Here is a 26,191-nt window from a genome sequence, read left to right as displayed (position 1 = left end):
TAGTCCTAGAAGTATGAGTATGAACCTGTAAATTCATTACCGCTAGCAAGTATTCTCTCAATCTGAGCGGCTGAGCGAGGGTAGGTTTTGTTTACAATAGTCAGTAGTTGTTCTAGTCGTTTTCTGAAGGATGCACCGTAACCCTCAATATGAGGTAGGATATGTTGTTGGATAGCAAAGTCCATTGCTGCTTCTGACCCAATCATCTGACCTGCGACATCACAATAGTTTGTAATCGCATTTACTTTTCTTCTACTTATTGGAATAGACTTTCCAAAAATAGGATCTCTTGTGCTTAACGTATCGATTATTTTTGCCAAAATAGATTCATCAGCCTTAGATAATTCTGCATATTCCGGGATAAATAACTCTCTAAGCTTTGAGGCTCGCACTGATCCATCTAGAACTAGGCTTGTTGTCTCAACAATCTTGTCTGTCGGTGAGTCAAGTGTTATCACTGGTACTCGGTCTATCAAGCGAGGGGATAGCTTTTCTGTAGTTGCATCATTATTGATAGTTGCAATAAACCTCGTGCTGTCACCAACTTTTAGAAAACGATGGCTTTCGTGAGGGATACCAGTGTCGATTGGGCGGTTTAAGTTTTCTAAATCACACAACGCAAGAAAGTCTGACCAATAGTGTTCCATACTAGACAAGTTTGCCTCGTCCAAAAGAATTAATTTCAGAGCGTCACTATCTTTAGATTCTTGTCTTGAAAGGAAGCTATATAATCCTGTTCTAGACTCCTGATATACATCTTTTAAGGAGTTGTAAAAGCCGAGCGTATCTCTGCTCGATACCCAACCACGCCCTACGGGAACGTAAAGGAAGTTTTGGTCTCCACGACTACTACCCAAATGTAGAGCTTTAGCTAAACGTGTTACTGTGGACGTTTTACCTGTTCCTGGAGGTCCAGATAGAATTGTAAGAAATGACTGATTTACAGAAACAATCAGGTTTGTCATCTCTTCTTTACTGAACATTCGACCATTGTCCTGAGCAAAGTGAGCACCTATAGCATCTATTACTTGCTCTGCAGAATCTGGTTCAGACTCACTAAATGTAATAGGGTTATACCTTTGGACTGGTTTAGATACTGAAGCTGATTTACCGTTTAACACTCGGTTAATCGCCTCCATTTCTCCTATTTTCTTTGCTAATTCTTCAGTGTCATTATTCTTAAGAGTTGCCTCAAATCCTTTTACTGTAGACTCAAGCCTCTTTGAGTGTTTTTCGTAGTAATTACATTCATCTTTGAGTTTTTCAATTTCATTAACTAGCTCTAAATGTTGAACCTTTTCTTTAATTTGCTTCTCTAAAGAGTTTTGCTCATTTTCTAGTGTCGCGATGTTTTCGCTTAGCTCTTGCTGTTTTAACTTAAGGGTTTGTCTGACCTCATCTTCAGTTTCGGCTGCAATACGTTTAATTTCATCTTGCGCTTCTTTACGTTTCAGAGCTACATTTTCTATTATCTGTGTGATTTCTTGCTCTTTAGCTGTGATCTGAGCTTTTTGTTCTTGTAGCTTTTGCTGAATTTTTTTCTCTTCAGCTTTAGCATCAGCTTTAACCTTGTCTATGAAATCACTCAATAAAGTTGACTTGTTAACTTCTACATAATTATTGAGAAACGCTTGACCAGAATTACTATCAAGATAGTTCTTCACTAATTCAAAACCGATATCTGCTTCACTTAAATATCGGTCTAACAAACCTTTAAGACGTTCAAGTCTTTCATCCTGCTTTCCAAACTTGTTTGCTTTTTCACTATCAGCAATAATTTGCTGAAGTCGTTCTGCTTCTTTTTTGCCCAGCCCTTTAGTCTGCTTACCGAAACCAAGTTGATTTACAACTTTTATCAGTTGATCATCGGAAACATAATCAATACTAGTTTTATCTTTACGATGAGATGAGAGTTGTTTAAATGAAGATACATATAGAACTAACTCATCGTTAATTCTTGTCTCAACTAGGCAATTTGTAATGTCGGAAATTGGAAATCTACCAATATAACCTCTACCAAATGATAAGCTTGGGTGAACATAGGGCTCAACAATATATCTATCGTCATCTGTTTGACTACTGGTTAAAGGGCCGTAGAGATGGCCGTTATCTAATATGAAGAATGGGCGAGTTGGAGGAGTAACCCCCGTTGGTAAAATACCATTCTCTTTGCTTGGAAGAGATACGGATAAGATTGGTAGAAGAGTACTTGGTGTTAAATCCGAGAATGCTGACTCATCTCGAGTCCAATAACGAGGTGAACCACTTTGCAGAGTCTTTTCTTCATCTAAATTATGGGATTTAAGAATGAATAGTTCGTTTGATTCATAGTTAGTGTCAATGTATGGGTAGCCTTTTGATACCAGTATGTCTTGCGGATAATCGTGTACAGATATTGGTATGAACTCTTCATTGTCCGAAATGCTTAGTATTGGTGTGATAAAGCCTTGATTTTCATTTAATTGTCCAGACTTTATAACAACTAGCTTATTAAGAGCCTTCTTTTCCTGCATTATATGTACCTAACCAATCGTAGATTTGTTTGAACTAATTCAGGACATTATACACTTCAATGGAAGTGCGAAGCCTAAAATATCATGCATATAAGCTTGTTTTTACTTGTTATTTGACATTTATCATACTCCTCAATATATCATGTCCAATGAGCCTTCTAAGTGTCATTACTTCCAAAGTATGTGACCCATATTCGAAGGACGGAACACTTGACAGTGATCTTTTGATAGAAGAACTTATCCGTATTCATTTAATTTAAGTGATTATCCTAAGAAGATTTTGTCCCCAAATAACTTGTACACGCTAATTATCTTGTGTGCTTGTAAATCATCTGTCTACGAATAATCCCCCCCAAACCGTCCACTGCGGCGGTCTTCTATTAATAGTTTTACTTCCCCCAGCCCAAAAATAAAAAATCCCTCTGTTGGGGGAACAGAGGGAGGTTTTAATGCAGTATCACTCAGGAGCGATACTGCTAAAACAAATGGTAGTACCTACCATACGACGGACAAAGATGTAACTTTACAGCGCAAGCTCCTGCTCAAGAATTCGAATCACTTCGGCTTCATTATCTGCATCACGGAGCATGTCGCGGAAGCTTTGGTGGATCAGTTTACGTGCAAGGCTTGAGAAAATTCGCATGTGTTGATCGCCTTGGTCTTTATTAAGCGTCAGCATAATCACAAAGTCGACATCACCCGAATCTGACTGCCAATCAATCGGCGTTTCTAGATGCGCAATACTGATACTGGAATGACGAATATTTTCTGATTTGGTATGTGGAATCGCAAAACCATGGCCTAGACCGGTTGAGAACACCGCCTCACGAGCCCATACGTCTTCTTCTAGCTTATAAGCATTATCACAGCGACCTTGAACACCCAAGTTACCCACAAGAGCTTGAATCACTTCTTCTTTGCTAGAAAAATCAGCGTGCTTAAAGACACAATCTTGTGATAGCAAAGCTTTACCTGGTTGAGCACTGCTTGCTTGGTTTAATAACTGCTCAACATCAGAGATAGTGCAGCACTGACACGCATCGGCAAAAAGCTGCTGGCAATGGGCAAAATCCAGGGTTGCAAGCGTTGATTTAGTCGCTGCAATCTTAGGTGCGCCCATACTGATTTCATCTAGACCCGCACCAACTAGCAAGGGTAGAACCTTAGCATCGGCACCCAATTCACCACATAAACCAACCCATTTGTTGTGTTGGTGAGCCGTAGTGACCACTTGGTTTAGCATGCGTAAGAACGATGGCGCTAGGCTGTTGTAGAGTTTAGCCACTTGCGCATTATCACGATCGACTGCCAACAAATACTGGGTCATATCGTTTGAGCCGATGCTGAAGAAATCGACTTCTTGGCAGAACTGATCCACGATAAAGGCAACCGCAGGGATCTCTACCATGATACCTAGCTCAAGATGTTCTGAGTAACTCACCCCTTGTGAAGAGAGTTCTGCTTTAACCACTTCCAGTTGTTGTTTTACCCAACGGATCTCTTCAATACTTTGAATCATTGGGATCATCATTTTTGCTTTACCATATTGAGCAGCACGCAAAATCGCTTTGAGCTGAGTATGGAATAGCGTTAAAAATTGTGGATAGATACGAACCGCGCGGTAACCTAAGAACGGGTTATGTTCTTCTGGCAATTGCAGATAATCGATAGGTTTATCACCGCCAATATCCATAGTACGGATGATCACAGGTTTACCGTTAGCAGCTTCTAGCACTTGGCGATAGTGGTTAAACTGCTCTTCTTCATCCGGTGCTTGGCTGCGATCCATAAATAGCATTTCAGTTCTAAATAGGCCGATACCTTCAGCTCCTTGATTAAAGGCACCTTCTGCTTCAATAGAGCATGCGATGTTGGCTGCCACTTCAATGCAATGACCATCTTGTGTGGTGGCTTTTTGTTGAGCAAAACCGTTTTGTTTTTCTTGCTGAGTTTGAGCAAGTTTGATTGCACGATGGAAGTATTGTGCAACTTGTGGGGTGGCATCAACCGCCAATACACCTAAGTTTGCATCAAGATAAACCGTTTGATTAAGCGCTTTAGTACAATCGCTCAGTTCAATACCAGATAGAGTTGGGATACCAAAAGCACGCGCCAAAATTACGGTGTGAGATGTGCTACCAGCATGGGTTAAGACTAAACCTTGCAGATGTTCGCGGTCTAAACCAAGAAACTGACTCGGCGTTAGATCGTTCGCAATAACCACACTTGGCTTATTGAGAGTAAATTCCGTAATCAGATTTTTTTCTGGGTACGCAGCAGTAAGAAGCTGAATTGCCACATCTTTAATATCCAATACTCGTTCACGTAAATAGCTGCTCGATGCATTTCGTAGCTGAGCAGAGACTCGTTCAACTTCGGCTAAAATCGCATTAGCCGTAGAGTGATTAGCCAGATGTTGTTTAATACCAGCGACAAAGGCTGAATCGTTAACGATAGCGAGGTGAGATTCAATGATCTCTTTTTCTTGTGCTGTCGCATTTGCGATTTTTTGGCTAAGAGCATGACAAACTTGCTGGTGGGCTGTTGTAAAGCGAGTCTCTTCTTGCTCGTCTTTGTGCTCGGTTGCAAAGTGTTCTGGCTCTATTTGGCTAAACACACTCAGTTGACCTTGAGCAATACCCGTTGCTAGGCGTTTACCGGAAATCAATGTTGGATTTAAGCGCGTCAAAGACTGGGGCAAAATAATATCGCTCTCATCTGCCAGAGTTTCTAATGCTTCATCACAATGGGGAAATTCTTGCTCAATATAGTGTTGTAGTGCTGCGCAAGCTTGTTCACTATCAACGCCCTCAAAACGCATTTCACACTGATCGTTAAGTAAGGTATCAGTGCCCACTAACGAAAGAACACTTTTAGCATCGCCGCTCTGTTGTGTTCTTAAATTGGTTAGGATGATTTGACATTCAAATTGCTGGCACTGCTTTTCTAAATGCGTTGCTGGACGAGCATGAATACCATTTGGTAGTGGACATTGAAATTGAAATGATTGAATTGGGTGACTCATAGTTATACTGCCTTACTTAACTATTAATGATGAGCTAACAACAACTGTTGGCATTGAGATAAAACATGGCGAGGGTGCTTAAGTGCTTCTTCGATGGAGACTTCAAGACAGCGTCGATTGGCAAAGCGGTCGCTCTGTTCAATATTAATATCAGCGGCCAGTATGACGATATCTGCGCGTTCTACATCCTGCTCAGTAAGGCGGTTTTCGATACCCATTGCTCCTTGGGTTTCCACTTTTATCGTAATACCTAGCTTTTTTGCTGTCTCTGTGAGCTTGTCGGCTGCCATGTAGGTGTGTGCAATTCCAGTAGGGCAAGCGGTGATAGCGACAACTCTCATTGTGAGTCTCCTGTTGTTATTAGTAGTCCTTGTTTCGATAGACTCAATATAGAAAGAACAGACCAGATAAAATAGAAGAGAAAGGACTCTTTTATAGCATTTTTGTAACCATAATATCTAACCGTGATTATGATCCCAGAAACGTATAGCGGTAAAATAGAGCTTTGTTTATTAAAGAGTTACATTAAAGAGCAGTGGTGGTATTACTATCTCGCTGTCGATAAGTACGGTGATATTGTTGATTTTTATCTTAGCCAAACACGAAACGAAAAAGCCGCTCAACCTTTTTATGAAAGGCTATTGGAACTAATAGATTGTCAGGGACGTCGTTATTGATAAAAGCAAAGCCAATACTCAAGCACTTTATAATATAAATATTAAATTATGAAAGAATTATACTATTCACATATTAAATATTTTATTTTAATACCAAATTAGATTAAATGAGTTTACTTTGTGAATCGTATCACAAATTATAATTGAGTATTATGATTTTCTATCCGACACTATTTTGTTGGAACGTTAAAATGAGAAAATATATTAGCTATTTAGTTTTTTTAGTTGGTGTGTCATTTTTAATAACATGGTATGCAAGTAATTATTATTCTGAGCAGATTGAAAATATTTCTTATGAACAATTACAAGGTAAATGGCGGTGTAAACTTGCTATGGGATACCGAAATGGTTCGTTAACGATCGATTATAATTTTCACAAAAACAAGACGTTTGAAGCCATGTACAACATTGTAGTGTTCGGTGATTTAAGTAAAAGATATGAGATTGCTATTTCTGGTAACTATAAGATTTTACAAAATAAAGTTAATTTTGATTCTGAAAAATTCGATCTCATAAAAGATGATGGGACATTCTCAAAAATATTTTCACAATCAGATGAAAATAATGAATCGGATAACAACCAAACTGATTTAACCATTCTTAAATTAACTCATAATAAGCTTATTTACACAACGGATACTGTAGAGAAAAAACTTAAATATGTATGCGACAGAACCCTTTGACGTATGAGTAGAAAACAGAGTGATGCTTTGATACCCAAGTATCTTAACTAACGTTACTTGGGTATGTATTTGCTACTGTTATTTAGCTTATTCGTTTGACTGGAAATGCGGGAGAACATGCTCAATAAATTGCTCAAGAAAGACTTTTTTCGTCTCAAAACTCATGCCATTTGCAATCCAAAGCGCAAACTCATCAACACCTTGCGCTTCATATTGTTTTAATTGCGCTAATACTTCTTGCGCCGTACCAATGAGTAGGTTTTGCGCCAGAGTCTCAACAGTAAACATCTCTCCAATTTCAATATCACCTACTAAATTGCCGTTAGATACCGGGTTACTCTGATTAAACCATGCGGCAAATTCAGCATAAAACGTACTAAACTCAGCCAAAATACGCGCTTTTTCTTCTTCACTATTCACAATAAAGGCATGACGCAGCAACAGCATTTTTGTGTGGTCTGCTTGGTGTTTTTGTACCGCATGCTGATAGGTATTAATGCACTCTTGAACTTTATCTTCACCAAACCACAGCGGTGTCATTTGCACATTGCATCCATGTTCAATAGCGAAATCTATGGTGTAAGGGCTTTGCGCTGCAACCCAAAGTGGAGGATGCGGTAATTGACTTGGTTGCGGTGAGATTGAGGTTTCTGGGAACTGCCAATGTTTACCTTGATGGCTATAATTGCCCTGCCACAGTTTTTGAAGCGCTTGAATACTTTCACGCATCATTTCACCCGCATCATCATTGTTCATGCCTGGTTTTAAGCGATCGTATTCGTAATGAAAAGCACCTTTAGAAAATCCCACTTCAAGACGACCATGACAGATCATATCGGTATAGGCGATCTCGCCAGCTAAACGAATCGGGTGCCAAAAAGGGGCTATCAGTGTTGCCGTACCTAAACGGATAGATTGAGTTTGATGGGCTAAATCGGCAAGGCTTAAGAGAGGGTTAGGGGTGATAGCGAAATCCATTCCATGATGCTCACCTGTCCAAAGTGTATGAAAGCCTGCGCGATCAGCCATTTTACAGAGCGTAATAAATTCGTTATAGGCTTGCTGATAACTGTCGGTGTGTGCGTTTTTTTCAATATGTAAGCATAAGGATATTTTCATAATTCTTTATCACCAATAACACTGACTATGTTTAGAAGTTATTTATTATACCCAAGTGTTTTCAATATGCAGAGTTAAAATGTTAGTAAAAATATTTTTCAACTTGTTTATATATTAATGACTTAAATGAGACTCACCATTAAGCTATTATTGATTTACAAAGCGAATGAGCTGATATCTATATTTTAAGTGTTCTATATATTTTGCCTTTATATTGAAATTTAATATCTAACCTTATGTATTTTAATCTGAAATATGAATGATAAAAATAAATACTCCACCGTATTTGATAGGATTTAAAAAACTGATGTGATATTCCTGAATTATCTTTTCAACGAGGATTACATAATGATTTTAGTAACAGGTGCGAGTGGCCATATTGGTCAGGGTGTTGTAAAAGAGCTTTTAAACAATAATGTGGAATTTGTCGCGGGTGTAAGAAATCCTGAGACTTACCATGGTATTGAGTGTGCTTTAAGAGCTTTTGATTATGATGACACAAGCATGATGCAAGAGGCGTTTCGTGGTGTCGATACGGTTATTTTTATTTCTGGAAATGCAGAAACAGAACGTCGAATTGAACAACATCGTCAAATCATAGATGCAGCTAAACAAGAAAATATTCAGCATATTGTGTATTTGAGTTTTATTACTGTGACCGATCCCAATTCGGTGTTCCCTTTTACTCGTCAGCATATTGATACAGAAAATTATTTAAATCATTCCGGTATTAAACATACGGTTATTCGTAGCAGTTGGTACATGGAAAATCTAGAGTTTGCGGTAAAAGAAGCCCTAGATACCGATATCTTTATTGATGGATCTCAGCGTGGTGCATTGAGTTTTATCTCGCGCCAAGATGTTGCAAAAGGTTTAGCAATGTTAGCGATAAAACCGGAACTGCAAGGTGAGATTTACACGTTTACGGGCTCAAAAGCGTATGCCATGAGAGACGTTGCTGAGCTTATGAACTGTCATTGCGGTAAAGGCATTGAGTTTAAGTCTATTTCAATTGCCGATTATCAACAGTCGCTGATTGATGATGGATTACCTGAGTTTTTGGCCGAATCCATTGCTCTAAATAGTGATGATATTGATAACGGTGATTATGCGATTGTTAGTCAGGATGCCAAATTGGTTAATCAGCAGCAGCCTATAGCTTTAGTGGATTATTTAACCTCAATTTGTGCATTTCATTAATGATTAGTTGTTCATTGTGAGTCAAAAACGCCTCCGATTTAATATAATGGGAGGCGTTTTTGTTTAAATTAATTGCGCTACTTTCTGTTTTAGTTTTGGCAGAATATCTTGCTCAAATTGAGGGTGCTTAGCCAGCCAAATATTATTTCTTGGACTTGGGTGAGGTAGAACAAAAATATTGTCTTTGTGGTGATCTTGATTAAAAACGGCATCGGTTACAGATAATTTTTTCTGTTTAAGATAATACTCGATAGCGTAATTACCCATTAAAATCACCAGCTCTACTTGAGTAAGCTGCGGCAGTAAAATAGGATGCCATGTTGCTCGGCATTCTGGTCTAGGCGGCTTATCACCTGCTCGTTTGCCATTTCGAATAATGGTGCCTGGATAACAAAACCCCATCGGGACAATATTAAAAATATCTGGGTTATAGAAGGTTTCTCTGTCAACTCCTAGCCATGCTCGCAGTCTATCGCCACTGACATCATCAAAGACTCGACCTTTAAAATGGGTTTTCTCCCCTGGAGCCTGACCAATAATTAAAATTTTGGCTTTATCACTGGCTTGAATCAGTGGTTTTGGTGGATAAGGCAGTTTTCCTTTACAAATCTGACATTGACGGATTCGATGAACAAGATTTTCAACAGACATAACACGACCATGTATTGTTAACAGATAAGGATATATACCCAAGTAACTTCAAGCTGTGAGGTTCTACAAGAATAACTTGGGTATATGGAGTTTGTAGGGTAGTGGATTCCCCTTTATTCACAAAACGGTATTTATGATATTTCAACGAAACAGATTGATTACGCAATTTGATGGTTCATCAAAACGTAAAATGTGATCTTCTGTCCAAAAAGTGTCTTTTAAGAATATGTCTAATGTCACAGAGCATAATTCCTGTTACAAAAAGGCAGTGAATGCGAAGTTTATCCTATATATCCCAGATAATTTATTGCTAATAATTTGACCACTAGGTTAACTATTAATAATAAGGCTTGATGATAACTCATTGAGCTAAAGGGATTTTTATGCTTATTAAACGCTTACCTCTCGCCCTTGCTATCTCTTTTGCCCTTATTGGATGTAATTCTGATAATAATACGGTTATAGATAAAACCCATCCAGAAACAGAGCAATCTATTTTAGATTATGTTGATCCGTTAATTGGCACCGATGGATTGGGTAATGTCAATCCAAGCCCTGTAACGCCAGAGGGTATGATCCAACCAAGCCCAGATAATTGGAATCCGAAGAATTGGAATGGAAAAGGATCGCCATCGGATTATCACCATCATTTAACGATGCTCTCAGGTTTTAGTACCACTCATATTTCAGGGGCTGGAAAAGGGGATCTGAACGATTTTGCTTTTCTGCCTTATACCAAATTTAATACTAAGCCTGTCACCATGGATAAGCAGAGCGAAGTCTCAGAGGTGGGCTACTATTCTGTTGATCTGATTGAAACCAAAATCAAAGCGGAATTAACTGCAACTGATCGTGTTGCTTTCCACCGTTATACGTTTCCTCGTAATGAAGATCGTAAGATTCAAATCGATCTTCAACATGAATTATTAGAACAGTACGGTAACCACTCTCGCAGTATTTACTATAAAAAGATCAGTGATCATGCAATTGCTGGAGTTAGAACCAGTAATGAATGGGGCCAGTGGCAAACCGTATATTTTTATGCTGAGTTCTCAGAACCCTTTACCGGACATGGAGTATATGTGGATGGTGAACCTAGCTCGAAAAACGAAGTCGGCTTGGCTGATTATCAAGGTTATGGCGATAAACGTGAGCGGGTACGTGACATTATTACGCACCTGAACTTTGCTAAAGGTGAGCAGCCGATTACGGTTAAAATTGCGATCTCTGGAACGGGCATTGACGGGGCGATGGCAAACCTAAAAGCCGATAATAACGGTTATGATTTTGCGTCTGTGGTTGAGCAAAATAAGCAAAAATGGGCCAATGTTTTAAATAAATTTAGCGTAGAAGGCGGCACAGAAGCCGATAAGACCTTGTTCTATACCTCACTTTATCGCACTTATATCGCGCCATTTGTTTATCAAGATGTCGATGGTAAATACCGCGGTATGGATGGCAAAGTACACCAAGCTAAAGAGGGATTTACCAACTACTCGGTTTATTCCATGTGGGATACTTTCCGCGCTGCCCATCCCCTAAAAACCATTATTGACAAAGATCGCGCCATTGAATATGCCCGTGACTTATTAAATAAGTACCAAACAGGCGGCGTGCTACCTAAGTGGGAGCTGCATTCAGATTATACGGGTGAAATGGTGGGGTATCCTGCGGTTTCTGTGATTGCCGATATTATGGTTAAGCACCCAGAAGCATTTAGCCAGCAAGAGTTCCAGTTAGCACTAAAAGCGGCCGATGTTTCTGCTAATTTTGATTTAGAGCTTACTCATGATTGGGTTCCGTATCGCGACCCGTGGAATGGTGATAAACGCTTTACTGTGATGACGCGCCACGGTCAATATGCCGAGCAACACGGTTATGTACCTGCCGATGTGAAAAAGAAACCTCAGGATGGTGGCTATGCTCAAGATAAATATGATGAGTTAGTTAATGAGTCGGTATCCTATGGTGTTGAGAATGCGTATTACGATTGGTGTATTGCTCAAATCGCTAAATTGGCAGGAAACGAAGCTCAATATCAACGTTATCTAGAGCGCTCTCTCGCTTATAAGCCTTACTTTGATTTCAACCCAACTGAATACGGTAAGTATGGTGCAACGGGCTTTATGCGTCCGAAAAACTATGACGGTTCTTGGGTTAATAACTATCCTTCTTGCGCTATTGATGATGGTGGCAATCCGATCTCTACCTTGCCAGAAGGGTGCGATATTAATGATGCAACAAGTTTTGATATTTTCTGGCCGTATCGAGCTGAACATCGTGGACAAGACTTTACCGAAGGCAATACCTGGCAGTGGACATGGTTTGCACCGCACGATATCTCAGGGCTAAAAGCGGTCATGGGCGGTGAAGCGGGCTTCTTACAAAACTTGGATGCGCTCTTTAATGCCAATTCAGAAGCTGATACATCTCAAGGCGATATGACAGGTTATATCGGTCAATTTATTATGGGGAATGAGCCAGATCACCATGTGCCATATCTTTATAACTGGACTGCTGAACCTTGGAAAACCCAAGAGTATGTAACACAGGCTATGCGCTCTTTCTTCCATCCGACCACCGATGGCCTTATCGGTAATGAAGATGTTGGGCAAATGTCTGCTTGGTACATTATGAGTGCGCTTGGTTTCTATCAAGTTACGCCAGGTCTGCCATCTTATACAATCGGTAAACCATTATTCGATAAAGTGGTTATGGATATCGATGGTGGCCAATTCACCATAACGGCAGAAAATAACAGTCCTGAAAATATCTATGTCGAGTCGGTAACCATTAATGGCAAGCCGCTTGATGCTAACCTCAGTTTTGATCATCGCGAAATTCGCCCTGGGGGCCAATTACATTTCGTTATGACCGATCGCCCCGTTAAATCTTAATACTTCAACCCAAGTAACCTCAAAGCTTGATGTTGCTTGGGAAGATTGGGCTGGCAGAATCTTTTTGTCAGCCTCCATATTCTCTTTCTTTGTTAGCACATGAGGTGTTAGCAAAGGAGATGTGCGCCTTTAAATTGAACATGGAGTTCATTATGTTTAAACCTACGCTAGTTGCTATTTCTATTGCACTCTCACTTGGCCTTGTTGGTTGTAATTCAGATAACGATAATGTTGATGCATCGGGTAAACAACCAATTGTTAATCCTGATATTGATATGGGAGCAAACCCAGCCATCGCTTTTGAGGATATGGATCTAACTCGTTATGTGAACCCATTTATTGGTACAGGTGAGCTGGGTAATACCTATCCAGGTGCAACAACGCCACACGGTATGGTGCAGTTATCACCGAATAATGGTTCGAATGGATGGGAGTATATTTCGGGCTATTTCTATAAAGATGCTCGTATGGTTGGCTTTTCTCATACCCACCTATCAGGCGCAGGAGCAGGCGATCTTAATGACATTCTTGTGATGCCGATTAATACACGCTCAGATTACATGCTTAACGAAGGCTCTGCATCTCTCAATGTTGAAGCGTCGACATTCCAACATAAGAATGAGTCAGCAACGGCTGGTTATTATACGGTTTTACTTGATAGCTATGATATTAAAGCAGAATTGACCGCATCTGATCGCGTAGGGGTTCACCGTTATACGTTCCCGCAAGATGAAAAATCAGAGCTGATTGTAAACCTTGGCTTTAAACTCAATTGGGATTATACCGCCGATTCTTACTTTAAGTGGGATAAAGAAAATAATCGTCTATTAGGTCACCGCTTCTCTGATGGTTGGGCTCCGAGCCAAAAAGAATTCTTTATTATGGAGTTCGACCAGCCGATTAAGAACATTCGTTTTGCCTATTACGATAAAGACGGCAAAGAGTATGTCGACGCTCCTGCTGGTACAACCGAAATTGGCGGAGAAATTCGTGGTAAACACCAATATGCACGAGCCTATGTTGAGTTTGATACGGCACAATCTGAACTGGTTGTAGAGGCTAAATTGGCATTGTCTAATGTCGAAATTGGTGAAAATGGTGAGTCTGGTGCATCACTGAATATGACGGAGGTTGCGGGGAAAGACTTTGATCAAGTACGTAAAGATGCAACTGCCAAGTGGGAAAAAGAGTTAGCAAAAATCAAAGTGGAAGGTGATCATGAGTATAAGCAAACCTTCTATTCTGCGCTTTATCACTCACTATTAGGTCAAACTATTCACTCGGATCTAGATGGTCGTTATCGTGCGGTGACTCGTGGTCGTGGTGCCTATCCAAATGGCGAGTTTGATAACCCAATTCTTCATGATCCGGTTCTTATTGCGGATGCGAACAACGATGGTGTCGGTGATTACACTCGTTATGATACGTTCTCATTATGGGATACCTATCGTTCCGTTCAGCCATTGTCGAGCATTATCGAACCCGACCGCTTAGCAGATGTGGTGCTATCGTTCTTATCATTTGCAGAGTTAAAAGATGAGAGTGGGAATGTTGTCGGTCGTTTACCTGAGTGGACATTTAAAGGTAACGAGACTGGCATGATGATGGGTATGCATTCCACTCCAATTATTGCTGATGTACTGACCAAAGGTTCGTTAGAGAAACGCATGATTGATCTTGGGTTTAGTGAGCGTGAGCGCCAAGATATTAAAGAGCGCCTGATCGATGCCATGATTAAAGATGGTCGTGAAGACAGTGCGGTTGATTCAATCAAAGAGTATGTGACTAAGGGCTATAAATCAGCGAAGTTACGCGAGGGTGAAGGTGATTTATGGGCTCACTCACCATTTGAAAGCAGCTGGACTGCATCTTACTCATTAGAATATGCGTACAATGACTGGTGTATTGCACAAGCGATCAAAGCCGTTCGTGGTGATAAGGTGCCTGAATATCAAGAGTTTGCTGATAGATCCAATAACTGGAAAGCTCAGTTTGACTTTGGTGGGGCTAAATATCAAGGCTGGTTTAAGGCACGTGATACTGAAGGTAAATTCATAGATGCAGGCTGGGTCGATCCTAAAACAGGGAAAGCTGTCGGTAAAGATTGGCGTCCAGATATGTTTAACTACGCCTTTACAGAATCTAACGGTTGGCAGTACTCATTTAGTGTTCAGCACGATATTCATGGCTTGATCAATCATATGACAAAGTTCGATCAAGAGGTTCAAGATCCAAAAGCTCAACGTGGTGATCTCTTTGCAGCTCGTTTGGATGAGTACTTTAGCACCTATCCAGATCGTAATGCTGGTGATAACCAATATCCAATTTTTAATACGGGTAATTTAGGTCAGCACGTACAAGGTAATGAGCCAGATCACCATGTACCGTACTTGTATAACTATGTTGGTCAGCCATGGAAGACGCAAGCTGTTGTCGCTTCGGCTACGAACGTTTGTTACAACAATACTCCAGATGGTATCTGCGGCAATGACGATTTTGGTACCATGTCTTCTTGGTTTGTCTTCCGTGCCTTAGGTTTCTACCCAGTGAGTGCATCTGCCGGGATCTACGAAATTGGTACGCCAATGTTTGAGTCAGCAAACATTGATGTTGGTAATGGTAAAACATTTACAGTGACAACCGATGGTGTAAGTCGTGATGCAATCTTTATCCAATCTGCAACCTTAAACGGTAAAGCGTTTACTCGTACTTACTTGACTCATGATGAAATTATGGCTGGTGGAACATTACACTTTGTTATGGGTGAAAAACCAAACAAAGAGTGGGGTACAGGTAAAGATGATGTACCGCCAAACTTAGGTGTAGGTAGTTTCTTACACGCAAATGAAGTGCAACATACTCAGTAATACAAAAGCGTTTATTTAAACCGTAAAGCGGATGATGTCACCATCCGCTTTTTCTTTTTTAGGGTACATTATTCCGGCCATTAATGCATTACAAAAACTAATCCGAATCTTTATTTTATATCACTTCTCAACCATAAAAAAATACCTATAATTGCGCTCATAGATACAGAGGTGAACCCTGATGTAAAAAGGGTTTGTTTGAATAAAACGCAGGTTTAAATCCACTTAATTAATGAGGCAATAGAGATGACTCGTATCGTTAATAAAATTGTTGCACTATACGTTCCAGTATTCTCTTCTATGTATAAAAGCCAAAACACTGTTAAGTAAGATTTCGGCTGAAGGGATTATCCCGAATGATAAATAGTAAAAGCTCGTAAAGGCTCTGAATGATAAGATTCAGAGCCTTTTCTTTTTGTGCCAAGAATGACTCTGAGATAATGGTCATACAGTCATACTTAAAGGTGAAAGGTTGAATTTAGGCATAACCTAACCTCTATCATGAACGAGTAGGAAGCTCAGACACTTATGCAATATCAATTATCGCAATATCAAACATCACGACTGACGGTTTCTCAGATTCTAGATGCTGATTCATTTACCAATGATAAAGCGAATATTGAGGCCATTCTTGCGGTACTTACTCCCAGTGTTGTTGAACACTTGCCCTCTTATTTTCATCATATTACGACCGCTCAACAGGCAAAAGATTGGTTACAACAACTTACTCAAGAGTCTTTGGTTTTTGCTGTCTACGATAAACAGATGCAACTATTGATTGGCTTTGTTTTCATTTATGTGGATGAAGCAGAACAAGCACACATAGGATACCTATTAAGTGAAACGGTTTGGCGCAGAGGGTATGCTTTTGAATTACTCTCTGGGTTGATTCAACATGCAAAAGAACATACATCATGGAAGTCTTTGATTGCTGGGGTGGCAAGCGATAATCAAGCATCAGCTCACCTATTAGTAAAACTTGGCTTTGTGTTTCAAGTAAAAGAGCAGGATGTGATGTTTTTTAAGTTGGTTTGTTAATAGTCACTCTTTTTGAAAAATAAAGATAAAACACCATAGACGATAAGAGCGTGATCTTGAGTCCAGAATAGGTTGTATCAAGATCCTGCGCGTGGTCACAGAGGTTTTCTTTCGTTACAAAAAGGCAGTGAATGCGAATTATGTCCTATATCTCCCACTGATTTTATTCTCGATAATTTGTTTCTAGAGCAATAACCATAAAAAAGTTTTTAAGGCTAGAGGGAACAAATTATGTCACTAAAACTGCTACCATTAACGGCTGCGATCGCTTTGGTATTAAGCGGCTGTAATTCGGATAATTCGACGTTTGATGGTAAAGATAATATCGAAACTCCGATCGATCAGAGTGTATTGCAATATGTCGATCCGTTAATTGGAACTGCAGATGCAGGGCATACGTTCCCAGGGGCAGTTGTGCCTTCTGGTATGGTGCAATTATCACCAGATACTCAATTAACTGGTTGGCACTCTTCGTCGGGTTATCACGATCCAAGTGATTACACCAAAGGCACGATTATAGATAAGGATCTTCCCTTATATGGATTTAGTCATACCCATCTTTCTGGTACAGGGATTGGCGGTTTAGGTGATATTTCGTTTCTGCCATTTAGCCATGATAACCAAAGTGAAAAAGCTTCGTTTGCTAAAGTGAATGAGGTTGCTCAAGCTGGTTTTTATCAAGTAACACTCGATGAGTCAGACATTAAGGTTGAACTTACCGCTTCAGAACGTGTTGGTTTTCATCGCTACACATTTGCTCCAGACCAACCTCAGCAGCTTAAAGTTGATTTAAATACTACGCTCAATACCGACTGGGGTAGTAAGAGTATGCGTAATAAGATCACCATTATTGATGATTACACCATTATAGGTGAGCGAGATAGTCACGGTTTTGGTGGCTGGTCGATGAATCAGCGCGTGTATTTTTACGCAAAGTTTGACCGCAAAATTAAGTCTATTCAATTAACGGTTGAAGGCGAGCCCGTTAAAGGAAATAGCGCAGAAAGTATTTCCCGCATTGTAACCGATGATGCAGGTAAAAAACGCCGTATCCAAGCCGATGTCACTGCCTTTATTGAGTTTGAACCAAGTAATGAACCTGTTGTTGCAAAAGTTGCACTCTCTCCGGTTAGCACTGAAGGCGCTGAGAAAAACTATCAGCAAGAAGCAAATATCACTTTTGATCAAGCCAAACAGCAAGCTAAGCAGAAGTGGGCTGAATCATTAAATGATATTAAAGTCACAGGTGGTAGTGCAGATCAAAAAGAGATCTTCTATACCGCATTGTATCACACCAAAATAGCACCCATGATTCACCAAGATGTTGATGGGCAATATCGAGGGATGGCCGATGGTACACAAGTTCAGAACTTTACCAATGGTGAAGGAGAGACAAACTATTCGGTCTATTCAATGTGGGATACGTTTCGTTCTTTACACCCATTAAAAACCATTACCGAGCCTGAACGTGCGGTCGAGTACGCTAAGAACTTAATTAAAAAGCAGCAAGAAGGTGGATTACTGCCTAAATGGGAATTACATGGTGATTACAGTGGCACTATGGTGGGATACCCTGCGGTTTCGATCATTGCCGATGCGATGATCAAATATCCAGAATCTTTCAGCGATCAAGAGCGTAAAGATGCACTTGCAGCGGCCCTTGCTAGTTCTAACTATCATCCAGAAGATTTTCAACACTGGCATCAAGGTTTGCTCAATAAGGTTCTAACTCCACATATTAAATATATTGCCGAGTTAGGATTTGCCCCGGCTGTAGAGCGCGATGGTGAAGGCAACTTGATCAATGGCACGACAGAGTCGGTCTCTTATGGTTTAGAAAATGCTTATTATGATTGGTGTATTGCTCAGATGGCTAAGCTGGCCGGAAGCGATGCTATTTATCTTGAATATATGAAGCGCTCAAAGGCTTATAAACGTTATTTTGATCATAATCCAGCACGTTATGCCGAACATAACAGTACTGGTTTTATGCGCCCAATTATGAGTGATGGCAGTTGGAGCACTCCTTTTGACCCTTATAACGCGGTTCATGAAACGGGAAATTATACTGAAGGTAATGCGTGGCAATGGACATGGTTTGTTCCTCATGACATCAATGGTCTGAAATACGTTATGGGGGGAGAAGCGGCGTTTTTAAGCAATCTAGACGCACTATTTAATGCAAAACCTCTAGAAGGTACTGCAGATATGACGGGCTTAATTGGTCAATATGTTCATGGTAATGAGCCTGACCATCACGTAGCGTATTTATATAACTACACATCTGAGCCGTGGAAAACCCAAGAGTATGTCGATTATATCTTAGATACCTTCTATACCACTTTGCCTAATGGCATTATTGGCAATGAAGATGTTGGAGCAATGTCGTCATGGTATGTAATGAGTGCTTTAGGTTTCTATCAAGTGTCACCAGGCAGTACGGTTTATACTATCGGCCGCCCACTGTTTGATGAAGCCGATATTCCTGTCAAAGGCGGCGTCTTTAAAGTGATTGCTGAAAATAATAGTGATGATAATTACTATGTTCAATCGGTTAGTATTAATGGCAAGCCGTTAACGGATGGTGTTTTCTTTAACCACAGTGACATTAAAGCTGGTGGTGAACTACGGTTTGTGATGACAGATCAAAAGCCTAACTAATCCTCTTACCCTATACCCAAGCGACGTTAAGATACACAGTATTGTGAGTGCAACTTAACTTAGTCGCTTGGGTATTACACCACTTTTCAGTTTAAGTGGGATGAGATAACTCACTTAGATTAATCTATATACCGTATTTAAATATCGTTAATTTTGTCATTTATATTTATAAAACAATAATGTCGATCGATTTATTTGTAAGTTAGTGTAAAGATTTAATTGTTATATTTATCATTAAATAATAGTTTATAGGATAATTAATGCATAATTTATAAACGCTGTTAAATATGAGTAAAAAATAGATAGTATAAAATTGACTAATAATATTATGAATTATAATTCCTGCGCAAAATAACAATAAGGTAGCAGTAGGTTATAATTTATGGCTAGAGTTAAAATTACTCCTCATAATTTCAAAGAAAAATTTTTACTTTCCTCAAATACAAAAATGAAGTTGACGAATATTACTATTTATCAACATCGAGTGAATGTTATCAATAATGATAGAACTGCTCTTTTTACGGTAGAAATGTCCAGTTACTATAAAAATTGGATTACGGCCTATGAGTGTTATGGCTTTGATTGTAGTGTTCTTGATTTTATTGATGATATTGCTAATAGTGTCGGGATTGATGAGAATTTGTTGAAAGCGATCATATATATGGAAACGCGAAATTGTCACTCAAACCCTTTTCATCGATCTCATCCAAACCCATTCCCTATTAATATTAATTATCAGCTTTGGGAACCCATCGTGCATCAATTAGGTTATTCGATGGAAGATATTAAATATTCTGAAATGGCGCGAGTTCATTTAGCGGCGGTAGTCTTAAAACGAATTGCGTTAAGACTTAATGAACCCTGTGTAGTAAGAGTAGCAACTTTATATAATTCTTTAAATAAACATGAAACCAGTAGTTATGGACATAGAGTCGGCGAAATTTACCTTGATAAGATATGGGAAAAATATCGTAATACATAATATTGATTAGATGTAAAATGATTTAATTATGTCCAAATCTTTATAACAAATCATTTGGACATAATTCTAAGCGGTAAGATATAACAAGACTGGCAATAGTGTTGCTTGAGGATATGATTAGCTTTAAGTAGAAACAAAGATATGGTTTGATAGCAAAAAAGTGTTTCGCTCTATAATGAAATATTCAATTCCATTATTTTTGTATGATAAATGCGTTAGATCAATAAAAAAGAGGCCAAATCCCTATATCTTTTGCGGGAATTTGGAATGAGATGAGGTCTGGTGGCCTTCTCGGTCTTCAAAACCGATGTGAGCAGTATATGCTTTGGCAGGTTCGATTCCTGCCTCTTCCGCCATTTCACGCGCGTATAAATGGTTTTATCAATGTCATTGAACAAGACATCTAAGCTGATTATTTGGCTTGGTTCGTGTTGTCTAAAACCAGCAAAGGATACGTGCCGTGACTCTCTATTCAGAGCCCGATGTAAAATCTCCCCCTATTACATCAAAGCCTAATTTTCGTTTACCCCAAGTAGAAAAACTGCTGCAACAAGCTGAGTTTCAGATATATATTGAGCAACTCAGTCGTCCTGTTGTTACCGATATCATTCGTACGCTATTTGCTAAACTTCGTCTCGACTCTCAATTTCAAGCTCAAGGCGTTGCGGCTTTTGATATTAACCAATTGGTTAGGCAACGTTGTCAGATCATAAGAGAACAACGTCAGCAGCGTGTGATTAATGCAACGGGTATTGCTGTGCATACCAACCTTGGCCGCTCACCGATACACCAACAATTATGGCAACAAGTTAGTGAACTCAATACCAGTTATTCGAATCTAGAATTGAAATTAAGTGATGGTAAGCGCGGAGAACGTAACGGTTTATTATCGAGTCTAGTTCACAGTTGGTTAGGTGCTGAAGAGTGTGTTGTGGTTAATAACAATGCGGCCTCTATTTATCTGGCGTTACATGGTTTAGCTGCAGGAAAAGAAGTGATTGTTTCCCGGGGTGAGCAAATTCAAATTGGCGGTGGTTTTCGTATTCCTGATATTTTAGCGTTATCTGGATGCACTTTGGTCGAAGTTGGAACAACCAATATTACGACCAGTGATGACTACATTAATGCGATTACTGAAAATACTGCCATGGTGTTGATGGTCCACCAATCTAATTTTTCTATGCAAGGTTTTACAGAATCTCCTGATATTTCTGATGTTGCTAAGCGTTTACCGGAACATATTGCTCTGGTGGTCGATCAAGGTTCCGGGCTTTCAAGTGAAAGTTATGCTCAAAGTGAAACCGCTCTGCAAACCTATCTAAAAATGGGCGCAGATCTGGTCTGTTTTTCGGGCGACAAAATACTGGGCGGCCCACAAGCTGGGATCATTGCAGGAGATAAAGCTCTGTGTCTGCGGCTAAGTAAAAATCCTATGATGCGAGCATTTAGAAGCAGCCGTATTGTTTTGTCGTTACTTGAACAATTATTGATCGATAAGCTAAATAAGAAAGAGAGTGGCAAAGGGATTGCTGAGCGCACACTGCAAGCATTAGCAGAGAAAAAGCACCTTGCCGAGCAATTAGCAAAACGCTGGAAACCATTTAGTTGTATAACAGAGTTGCAAATGCAAGTAGGGGGCGGCTCCATCCCAACTGAGACCTATCCTTGTCTGGGCTTAACTCTTACATTACCCGGAAAAGCACAACAACATCTTGAGGCGTTACGCTCTTTTGCTGTGCCTATTATTGGCTATCTTAACCGTAATCAATTGATCTTAAATGTCGCTACCTTATTACCACATGATATAGATATTTTTATCCAGCAGTTGGATAGCTATATCGCTCAATTTAATGTTCATAAAACAAAGACCCACAAGGAGACGTTGTAATGGTTGCGTCAAATTCATCGGTTCCTTACCAAGCCGTTATCGGATTAGCAGGCCATGTTGATCATGGTAAAACAGCACTGATTCAAGCATTAACGGGCATGATGACCGCGCGAGCTCATGAACAAGCCTTGGGTATGACACAAGATTTAGGCTTTGCTCACTTTCAAGATGACAGCGGTAATACCATTGGTGTGGTTGATGTGCCAGGACATGAGCGGTATTTGCGAAATATGGTTGCAGGGGTCTGGCACTTAAATGTGTTATTACTGGTTATTGCTGCAGATGAGGGGTGGATGCCAATGACCACTTCTCATGTTCAAGTTGCCCATGCGATGGGAATAGAGCACATTGTTGTTTGTATCAATAAAAAAGACAAAGTAGATGCCAGTCAATTGGCTGATATTGAGGATCAAGCTTTAGATAATGTGATGGATCTGACTGGATTGTTGCCAGAGATAGTGGCGGTTTCAGCACTTAATCATGATAATATTTCTACGTTACGTCAGTTATTAATTTCAACCGTCAATGAGAGTTTAGCGGCGCAATCGACAATTTCTTCGCAGCTACAACTGTATGTAGACCGAGCGTTTGTGGTTAATGGCATTGGCACTGTGATAACTGGCACGTTAGCTCACGGTACCATTAATCTAGGTGATAAAGTGCGTTGTTATCCATCAGGGATTGTTGGTACGGTTCGTTCCATCCAAGCATACCATCAAAGTTTACAGACGATCTCCGGGACCTGTCGCGTAGCACTTAATATAAAAGGCGTAAGTCGTAAAGATATTGGTCGAGGCCATCTTGTTGTCAGTGCAAATGATACGATGACTTTAGCTGATCAATGCATCATCCGGATTAATAAAAATGATGCAAAATTAAAAGAGAAAAAACAGCGGCAAGTTGAGGCCGCTATCGGGACATGGCATGGGGTAGCGAAAGTCAGCTACTTGCCACAGACTCAATTAGCTCGAGTGGTGTTTAACCATCCGATTCCTCTCTTTTTTGGTCAGCGTTTGGCTCTGATTCAAAAAGGTGGCAGTCGCTTAATGCATGGCGGTGAAGTTGTGTGGCATGACTTTATTGCAGGTCATCAAAAGCGAGCGTTATATCAGGCTCTAGATGCCTTGCCTGTAGATTTAAATATTGAGCATCAACGCCAGCTGCGACTCACTTTACAAGGCTATTTTGAACCGATTGTTGATAGCAGTGAGGGTGAATATATCCCAACCTGTGATCAAACTTATCTGGCGCCATACTGTTTTGCTTCCCATTGGCTAGATGCGTGGATACAAAATGTATTAACGCTATTGCAAGATGGTGATGCAATGGCGACCAATGAATTGAGTTCACGATTTAAGCTAGATGATGCGGTGGTTAATACCATTATGCAGCACCTTAAACAGCAACAGAAAGTACACCTTAGCTATGGGAAATGGCGCTTTGGCGCTGGAGATAATGAAGATGATCTTCCTGCTGAAGCTTTGGTGATTTTGCAGCAAATCCGTCAGTTTGGTAAGGCTGGCTTAGAGTTAAATAAAGTGACGGTCGCCGGAGGGAAAAAGTGGTTACGTCAGCTTAGTCATCAAAAATACATTACTGCTTTAGATGATACGATCTATTTTGATATGGGTTTGTATCATAATTTGGTTAAAGAGATTCTCGCTGGCCACCAAGTGTATGATCGGATCTCAATGGGGGAGATTAAAGATCGTACCGAACTTAGCCGTAAGTATTCCATTCCGCTTGCAAACCGCATGGAAAAAGATGGTTGGGTTCGCCGAGATGGTGATGAGCGAGTGATTTTAAAGATATGGCAGAGTTAACCATAAATTACTATTCGTATGAGCTGAAATTGACGTATGCTTAATGGGTATTTGCAAGGGACTTCACTGTGGAATATTCAGCTTCCAGTCATATTATACTGAGTAAGATACCCATTAAGTCGCCAAGTCGTTAAGGTACTGCTATTTAGGAGTAGTAAGAATGAAAGCACTGTTATTGGTCGCGTTATCCATTTTCGCTTTTCAGGCACAGGCTCAAGATAAGTACGTCTGTAAAAGTGGTAATAGTGAGCGTGTTATTGAAGTTGTATACACAAACCCTGATAGCTCTGTACCGTGTGAAGTACATTACACAAAGGCTTCAGGAACTGAGGTGCTGTGGCAAGCCAGTCATGAAAAGGGGTATTGTGAAACTAAAGCCCAAGCTTTTGCTGAAAAACTAACGAGCTTGGGAATACCGTGCACTGCAGCTAGCTCTGATGAGTCCATTTCTCATAAATCTATGACTCAAACAACAGCTGAACCAACTGCACAGCCACAAGCTGTAGAAGTTCAAGCTCCTGTGGAACCTTCAACCGCAGCTCCCGCTGTGAGTCAGTAAACACCATAAACCATAAGCTGGTGAAGTTATAACAAACTGGCTTATGGTTTTATTTTTTCCTTAAGCATCTGCCAATTCATGAGTCCAATACAATATCACTGTTGCTATTAGAGATAATACAATTGGCGTAATCAGCGCTATCGTTAAGGAGCCTGTCATTACTTTCGCTCCCGTAATCGCACCGAGAAAAATGGATAACCACAACAATAAGTGCCGAAAAAAAGCACTTTGTTCCCGATGCCCCATCAGTAGAAGCGCCAATGAACGTCCAGTATTAACAAGAAAGCCGGTAACATAGGTGAGAGCCGTGGCTTTATCTATAGTTGCTCGTAGCGCGATATTTTGAATGCCCATGGCAAAGCTTAAAACAAAATTGGTCACAATTGGGGCGGTATGATTGGTAATTAATGCTGTAATACTCAATAGTAGAGCGACGATTGCCATAATAATACAGCGATAGTAGCGAAAAGCACTTAGGGCCAACATTTCTCCTATCATGGCTCCAAAGACAAACAGTCCAATCACTCCTACATAGTGCCAAATGAGTGGATTACTTGGTTCATTAAGTAAGATCCCGACATGGGTTGTATTACCACTCATAAAAGAGACAAATAAGCCATTTTTTAGATGCAAAAAACCAATTACATCGACAATTCCTGCAATAAAGAGCAAATAAAACGGCATTAACGTTAATAGTTGTTTTTTTAGCATGGGATTCATTGTTGTTATTCGTACCATTAGAAAAAGTATTTAAGTTTATATTTTTTGTAAGCATAGAATAAGAGTTTAATTTATGTCGAAATGAGTGTCGAAATGAGTGTCGAAATGAGTGTCGAAAAATCTATCGACACTCTAATTACCTTGTTATTGACATGGGGTTAGACAAAGCAAGGAATAGATTTTATCTAATTAATTGAATAAAAACATAAAATACAGTTTATTCTTTGCTGGCATAGATGTTGCTTTATTGGGGCTTTTTACGATTAACTGGTAGAGCCATGAAAAGCTTTGTTATCGCCGATCCCGAAAAGTGCATAGGCTGCGGGACCTGCATGGCAGCATGTTCAACCGTTCATAAACAAGAGGGGTTACAGAGCCACCCTCGTTTAACGGTTGTCAAACAAAATGATGCCACCGCTCCTGTGATGTGTCGTCACTGTGAGGATGCCCCTTGTGCGGCCGTTTGTCCGGTACAAGCGATCACGAAACAAGATGATCGGGTTTTATTAAATGAAACTCTTTGTGTCGGTTGTACTTTGTGCGCTGTTGCTTGTCCATTTGGCGCGATTGCTTTTGATGGTAGTCGTCCGATTGCGATGGCAAATAGCTACGATATTTATATTCCTTCAACTCCTCGTTCTAGCAATCCATCAACATCAATACCAAGTACTTTTGGCCAAGACATTCTCGCTTGGGAACCGGGTGTTAAGAGCATCGCGGTAAAATGTGATTTGTGTGGTTTTCGTGATGAGGGGCCTGCTTGTGCTCAAGTTTGTCCAACGCAAGCCATTATGGTGGTTGATGAAGAGAAAATAGCTAAAGCTCGCCAAATAAAACGCGCTCAAGCTGCAGAAAGTTCAGCAGTTGTTCAAGGCGGAGAATTGTAAT

General features: G+C 40.1%; 17 protein-coding genes, 1 tRNA gene and 1 pseudogene. 13 read left to right on the top strand and 6 right to left on the bottom strand.

Going from position 1 to position 26,191, the window contains the following annotated elements; translation table 11 throughout:
• Positions 1-5: 5 nt before the first annotated feature.
• The 3 genes from CTN07_RS11780 to CTN07_RS11770 form a co-directional block, all read right to left on the bottom strand.
• Positions 6-2,513 carry a DUF8727 domain-containing protein gene (locus CTN07_RS11780; protein ID WP_005306373.1) on the bottom strand — a complete coding sequence of 836 codons (2,508 nt, stop codon included), beginning with the start codon at positions 2,511-2,513 and terminating at the stop codon, positions 6-8.
• A gap of 523 nt (positions 2,514-3,036) precedes the next feature.
• The gene (gene ptsP / locus CTN07_RS11775) at positions 3,037-5,538 is read right to left on the bottom strand and encodes a phosphoenolpyruvate--protein phosphotransferase (protein ID WP_005306375.1); all 2,502 of its coding nucleotides are present in this window, start codon (positions 5,536-5,538) and stop codon (positions 3,037-3,039) included.
• Between the two features lie 23 nt (positions 5,539-5,561).
• Positions 5,562-5,879 carry a PTS fructose transporter subunit IIB gene (locus CTN07_RS11770; protein ID WP_036765909.1) on the bottom strand — a complete coding sequence of 106 codons (318 nt, stop codon included), beginning with the start codon at positions 5,877-5,879 and terminating at the stop codon, positions 5,562-5,564.
• 183 nt (positions 5,880-6,062) lie between these two features.
• Between CTN07_RS11770 and CTN07_RS11765 the strand changes: the two are divergent.
• Positions 6,063-6,264: pseudogene (locus tag CTN07_RS11765) on the top strand (DDE-type integrase/transposase/recombinase); the annotation flags it as partial.
• Between the two features lie 142 nt (positions 6,265-6,406).
• Positions 6,407-6,898, top strand: coding sequence for a hypothetical protein (locus CTN07_RS11760; RefSeq protein WP_036765910.1), 492 nt, complete (start codon positions 6,407-6,409; stop codon positions 6,896-6,898).
• Positions 6,899-6,985: 87 nt separating this feature from the next.
• On the opposite strand, the gene CTN07_RS11755 is transcribed toward CTN07_RS11760, so the two are convergent.
• Complete coding sequence (locus CTN07_RS11755; protein ID WP_005306376.1) at positions 6,986-8,017, bottom strand: LLM class flavin-dependent oxidoreductase; 1,032 nt, start codon at positions 8,015-8,017, stop codon at positions 6,986-6,988.
• 348 nt (positions 8,018-8,365) lie between these two features.
• Here CTN07_RS11755 and CTN07_RS11750 point away from each other — a divergent pair, with 348 nt between their 5' ends.
• Positions 8,366-9,217, top strand: a complete 852-nt coding sequence (locus CTN07_RS11750) for an NAD(P)H-binding protein (RefSeq protein WP_005306378.1) — start codon at positions 8,366-8,368, stop codon at positions 9,215-9,217.
• Between the two features lie 63 nt (positions 9,218-9,280).
• On the opposite strand, the gene CTN07_RS11745 is transcribed toward CTN07_RS11750, so the two are convergent.
• The gene (locus tag CTN07_RS11745) at positions 9,281-9,868 is read right to left on the bottom strand and encodes a uracil-DNA glycosylase family protein (RefSeq protein ID WP_005306380.1); all 588 of its coding nucleotides are present in this window, start codon (positions 9,866-9,868) and stop codon (positions 9,281-9,283) included.
• A 383-nt stretch (positions 9,869-10,251) separates the two neighbouring features.
• Here CTN07_RS11745 and CTN07_RS11740 point away from each other — a divergent pair, with 383 nt between their 5' ends.
• The 9 genes from CTN07_RS11740 (at position 10,252) to CTN07_RS11705 (ending at position 24,583) form a co-directional block, all read left to right on the top strand.
• Positions 10,252-12,765, top strand: a complete 2,514-nt coding sequence (locus CTN07_RS11740) for a GH92 family glycosyl hydrolase (protein ID WP_005306382.1) — start codon at positions 10,252-10,254, stop codon at positions 12,763-12,765.
• Positions 12,766-12,917: 152 nt separating this feature from the next.
• On the top strand, positions 12,918-15,632 hold the full coding sequence (locus CTN07_RS11735) for a GH92 family glycosyl hydrolase (protein ID WP_418005908.1): 2,715 nt from the start codon (positions 12,918-12,920) through the stop codon (positions 15,630-15,632).
• A gap of 528 nt (positions 15,633-16,160) precedes the next feature.
• Positions 16,161-16,670, top strand: a complete 510-nt coding sequence (locus CTN07_RS11730; protein ID WP_036765911.1) for a GNAT family N-acetyltransferase — start codon at positions 16,161-16,163, stop codon at positions 16,668-16,670.
• A gap of 231 nt (positions 16,671-16,901) precedes the next feature.
• Entirely contained in the window at positions 16,902-19,331 is a 2,430-nt protein-coding gene (locus tag CTN07_RS11725) for a GH92 family glycosyl hydrolase (RefSeq protein WP_005306390.1), read from the top strand.
• A 382-nt stretch (positions 19,332-19,713) separates the two neighbouring features.
• Positions 19,714-20,313, top strand: a complete 600-nt coding sequence (locus CTN07_RS11720; protein ID WP_005306393.1) for a hypothetical protein — start codon at positions 19,714-19,716, stop codon at positions 20,311-20,313.
• Positions 20,314-20,577: 264 nt separating this feature from the next.
• Positions 20,578-20,669 (top strand) — tRNA-Sec (locus tag CTN07_RS22785).
• Between the two features lie 104 nt (positions 20,670-20,773).
• The gene (gene selA / locus CTN07_RS11715) at positions 20,774-22,201 is read left to right on the top strand and encodes an L-seryl-tRNA(Sec) selenium transferase (RefSeq protein WP_005306396.1); all 1,428 of its coding nucleotides are present in this window, start codon (positions 20,774-20,776) and stop codon (positions 22,199-22,201) included.
• Positions 22,201-24,024 carry a selenocysteine-specific translation elongation factor gene (gene selB / locus CTN07_RS11710; RefSeq protein ID WP_005306401.1) on the top strand — a complete coding sequence of 608 codons (1,824 nt, stop codon included), beginning with the start codon at positions 22,201-22,203 and terminating at the stop codon, positions 24,022-24,024. Before selA ends, selB begins: the two co-directional genes overlap by 1 nt.
• A 160-nt stretch (positions 24,025-24,184) precedes the next feature.
• Positions 24,185-24,583, top strand: coding sequence for a hypothetical protein (locus CTN07_RS11705; protein ID WP_036765912.1), 399 nt, complete (start codon positions 24,185-24,187; stop codon positions 24,581-24,583).
• A gap of 60 nt (positions 24,584-24,643) precedes the next feature.
• Here CTN07_RS11705 and CTN07_RS11700 read toward each other — a convergent pair whose 3' ends face one another.
• Positions 24,644-25,294 carry a YoaK family protein gene (locus tag CTN07_RS11700; RefSeq protein ID WP_005306404.1) on the bottom strand — a complete coding sequence of 217 codons (651 nt, stop codon included), beginning with the start codon at positions 25,292-25,294 and terminating at the stop codon, positions 24,644-24,646.
• Positions 25,295-25,581: 287 nt separating this feature from the next.
• Here CTN07_RS11700 and CTN07_RS11695 point away from each other — a divergent pair, with 287 nt between their 5' ends.
• Positions 25,582-26,190 (top strand): 4Fe-4S dicluster domain-containing protein, encoded by a 609-nt coding sequence (locus tag CTN07_RS11695; protein WP_036765914.1) that lies wholly within the window; start codon positions 25,582-25,584, stop codon positions 26,188-26,190.
• Position 26,191: the final 1 nt, after the last annotated feature.

Origin of the sequence: Photobacterium damselae (genome assembly GCF_003026815.1) — a bacterium.
Classification (GTDB): Bacteria; Pseudomonadota; Gammaproteobacteria; order Enterobacterales; family Vibrionaceae; genus Photobacterium; species Photobacterium damselae.
This window is presented reverse-complemented; position numbering and strand designations above follow the sequence as displayed.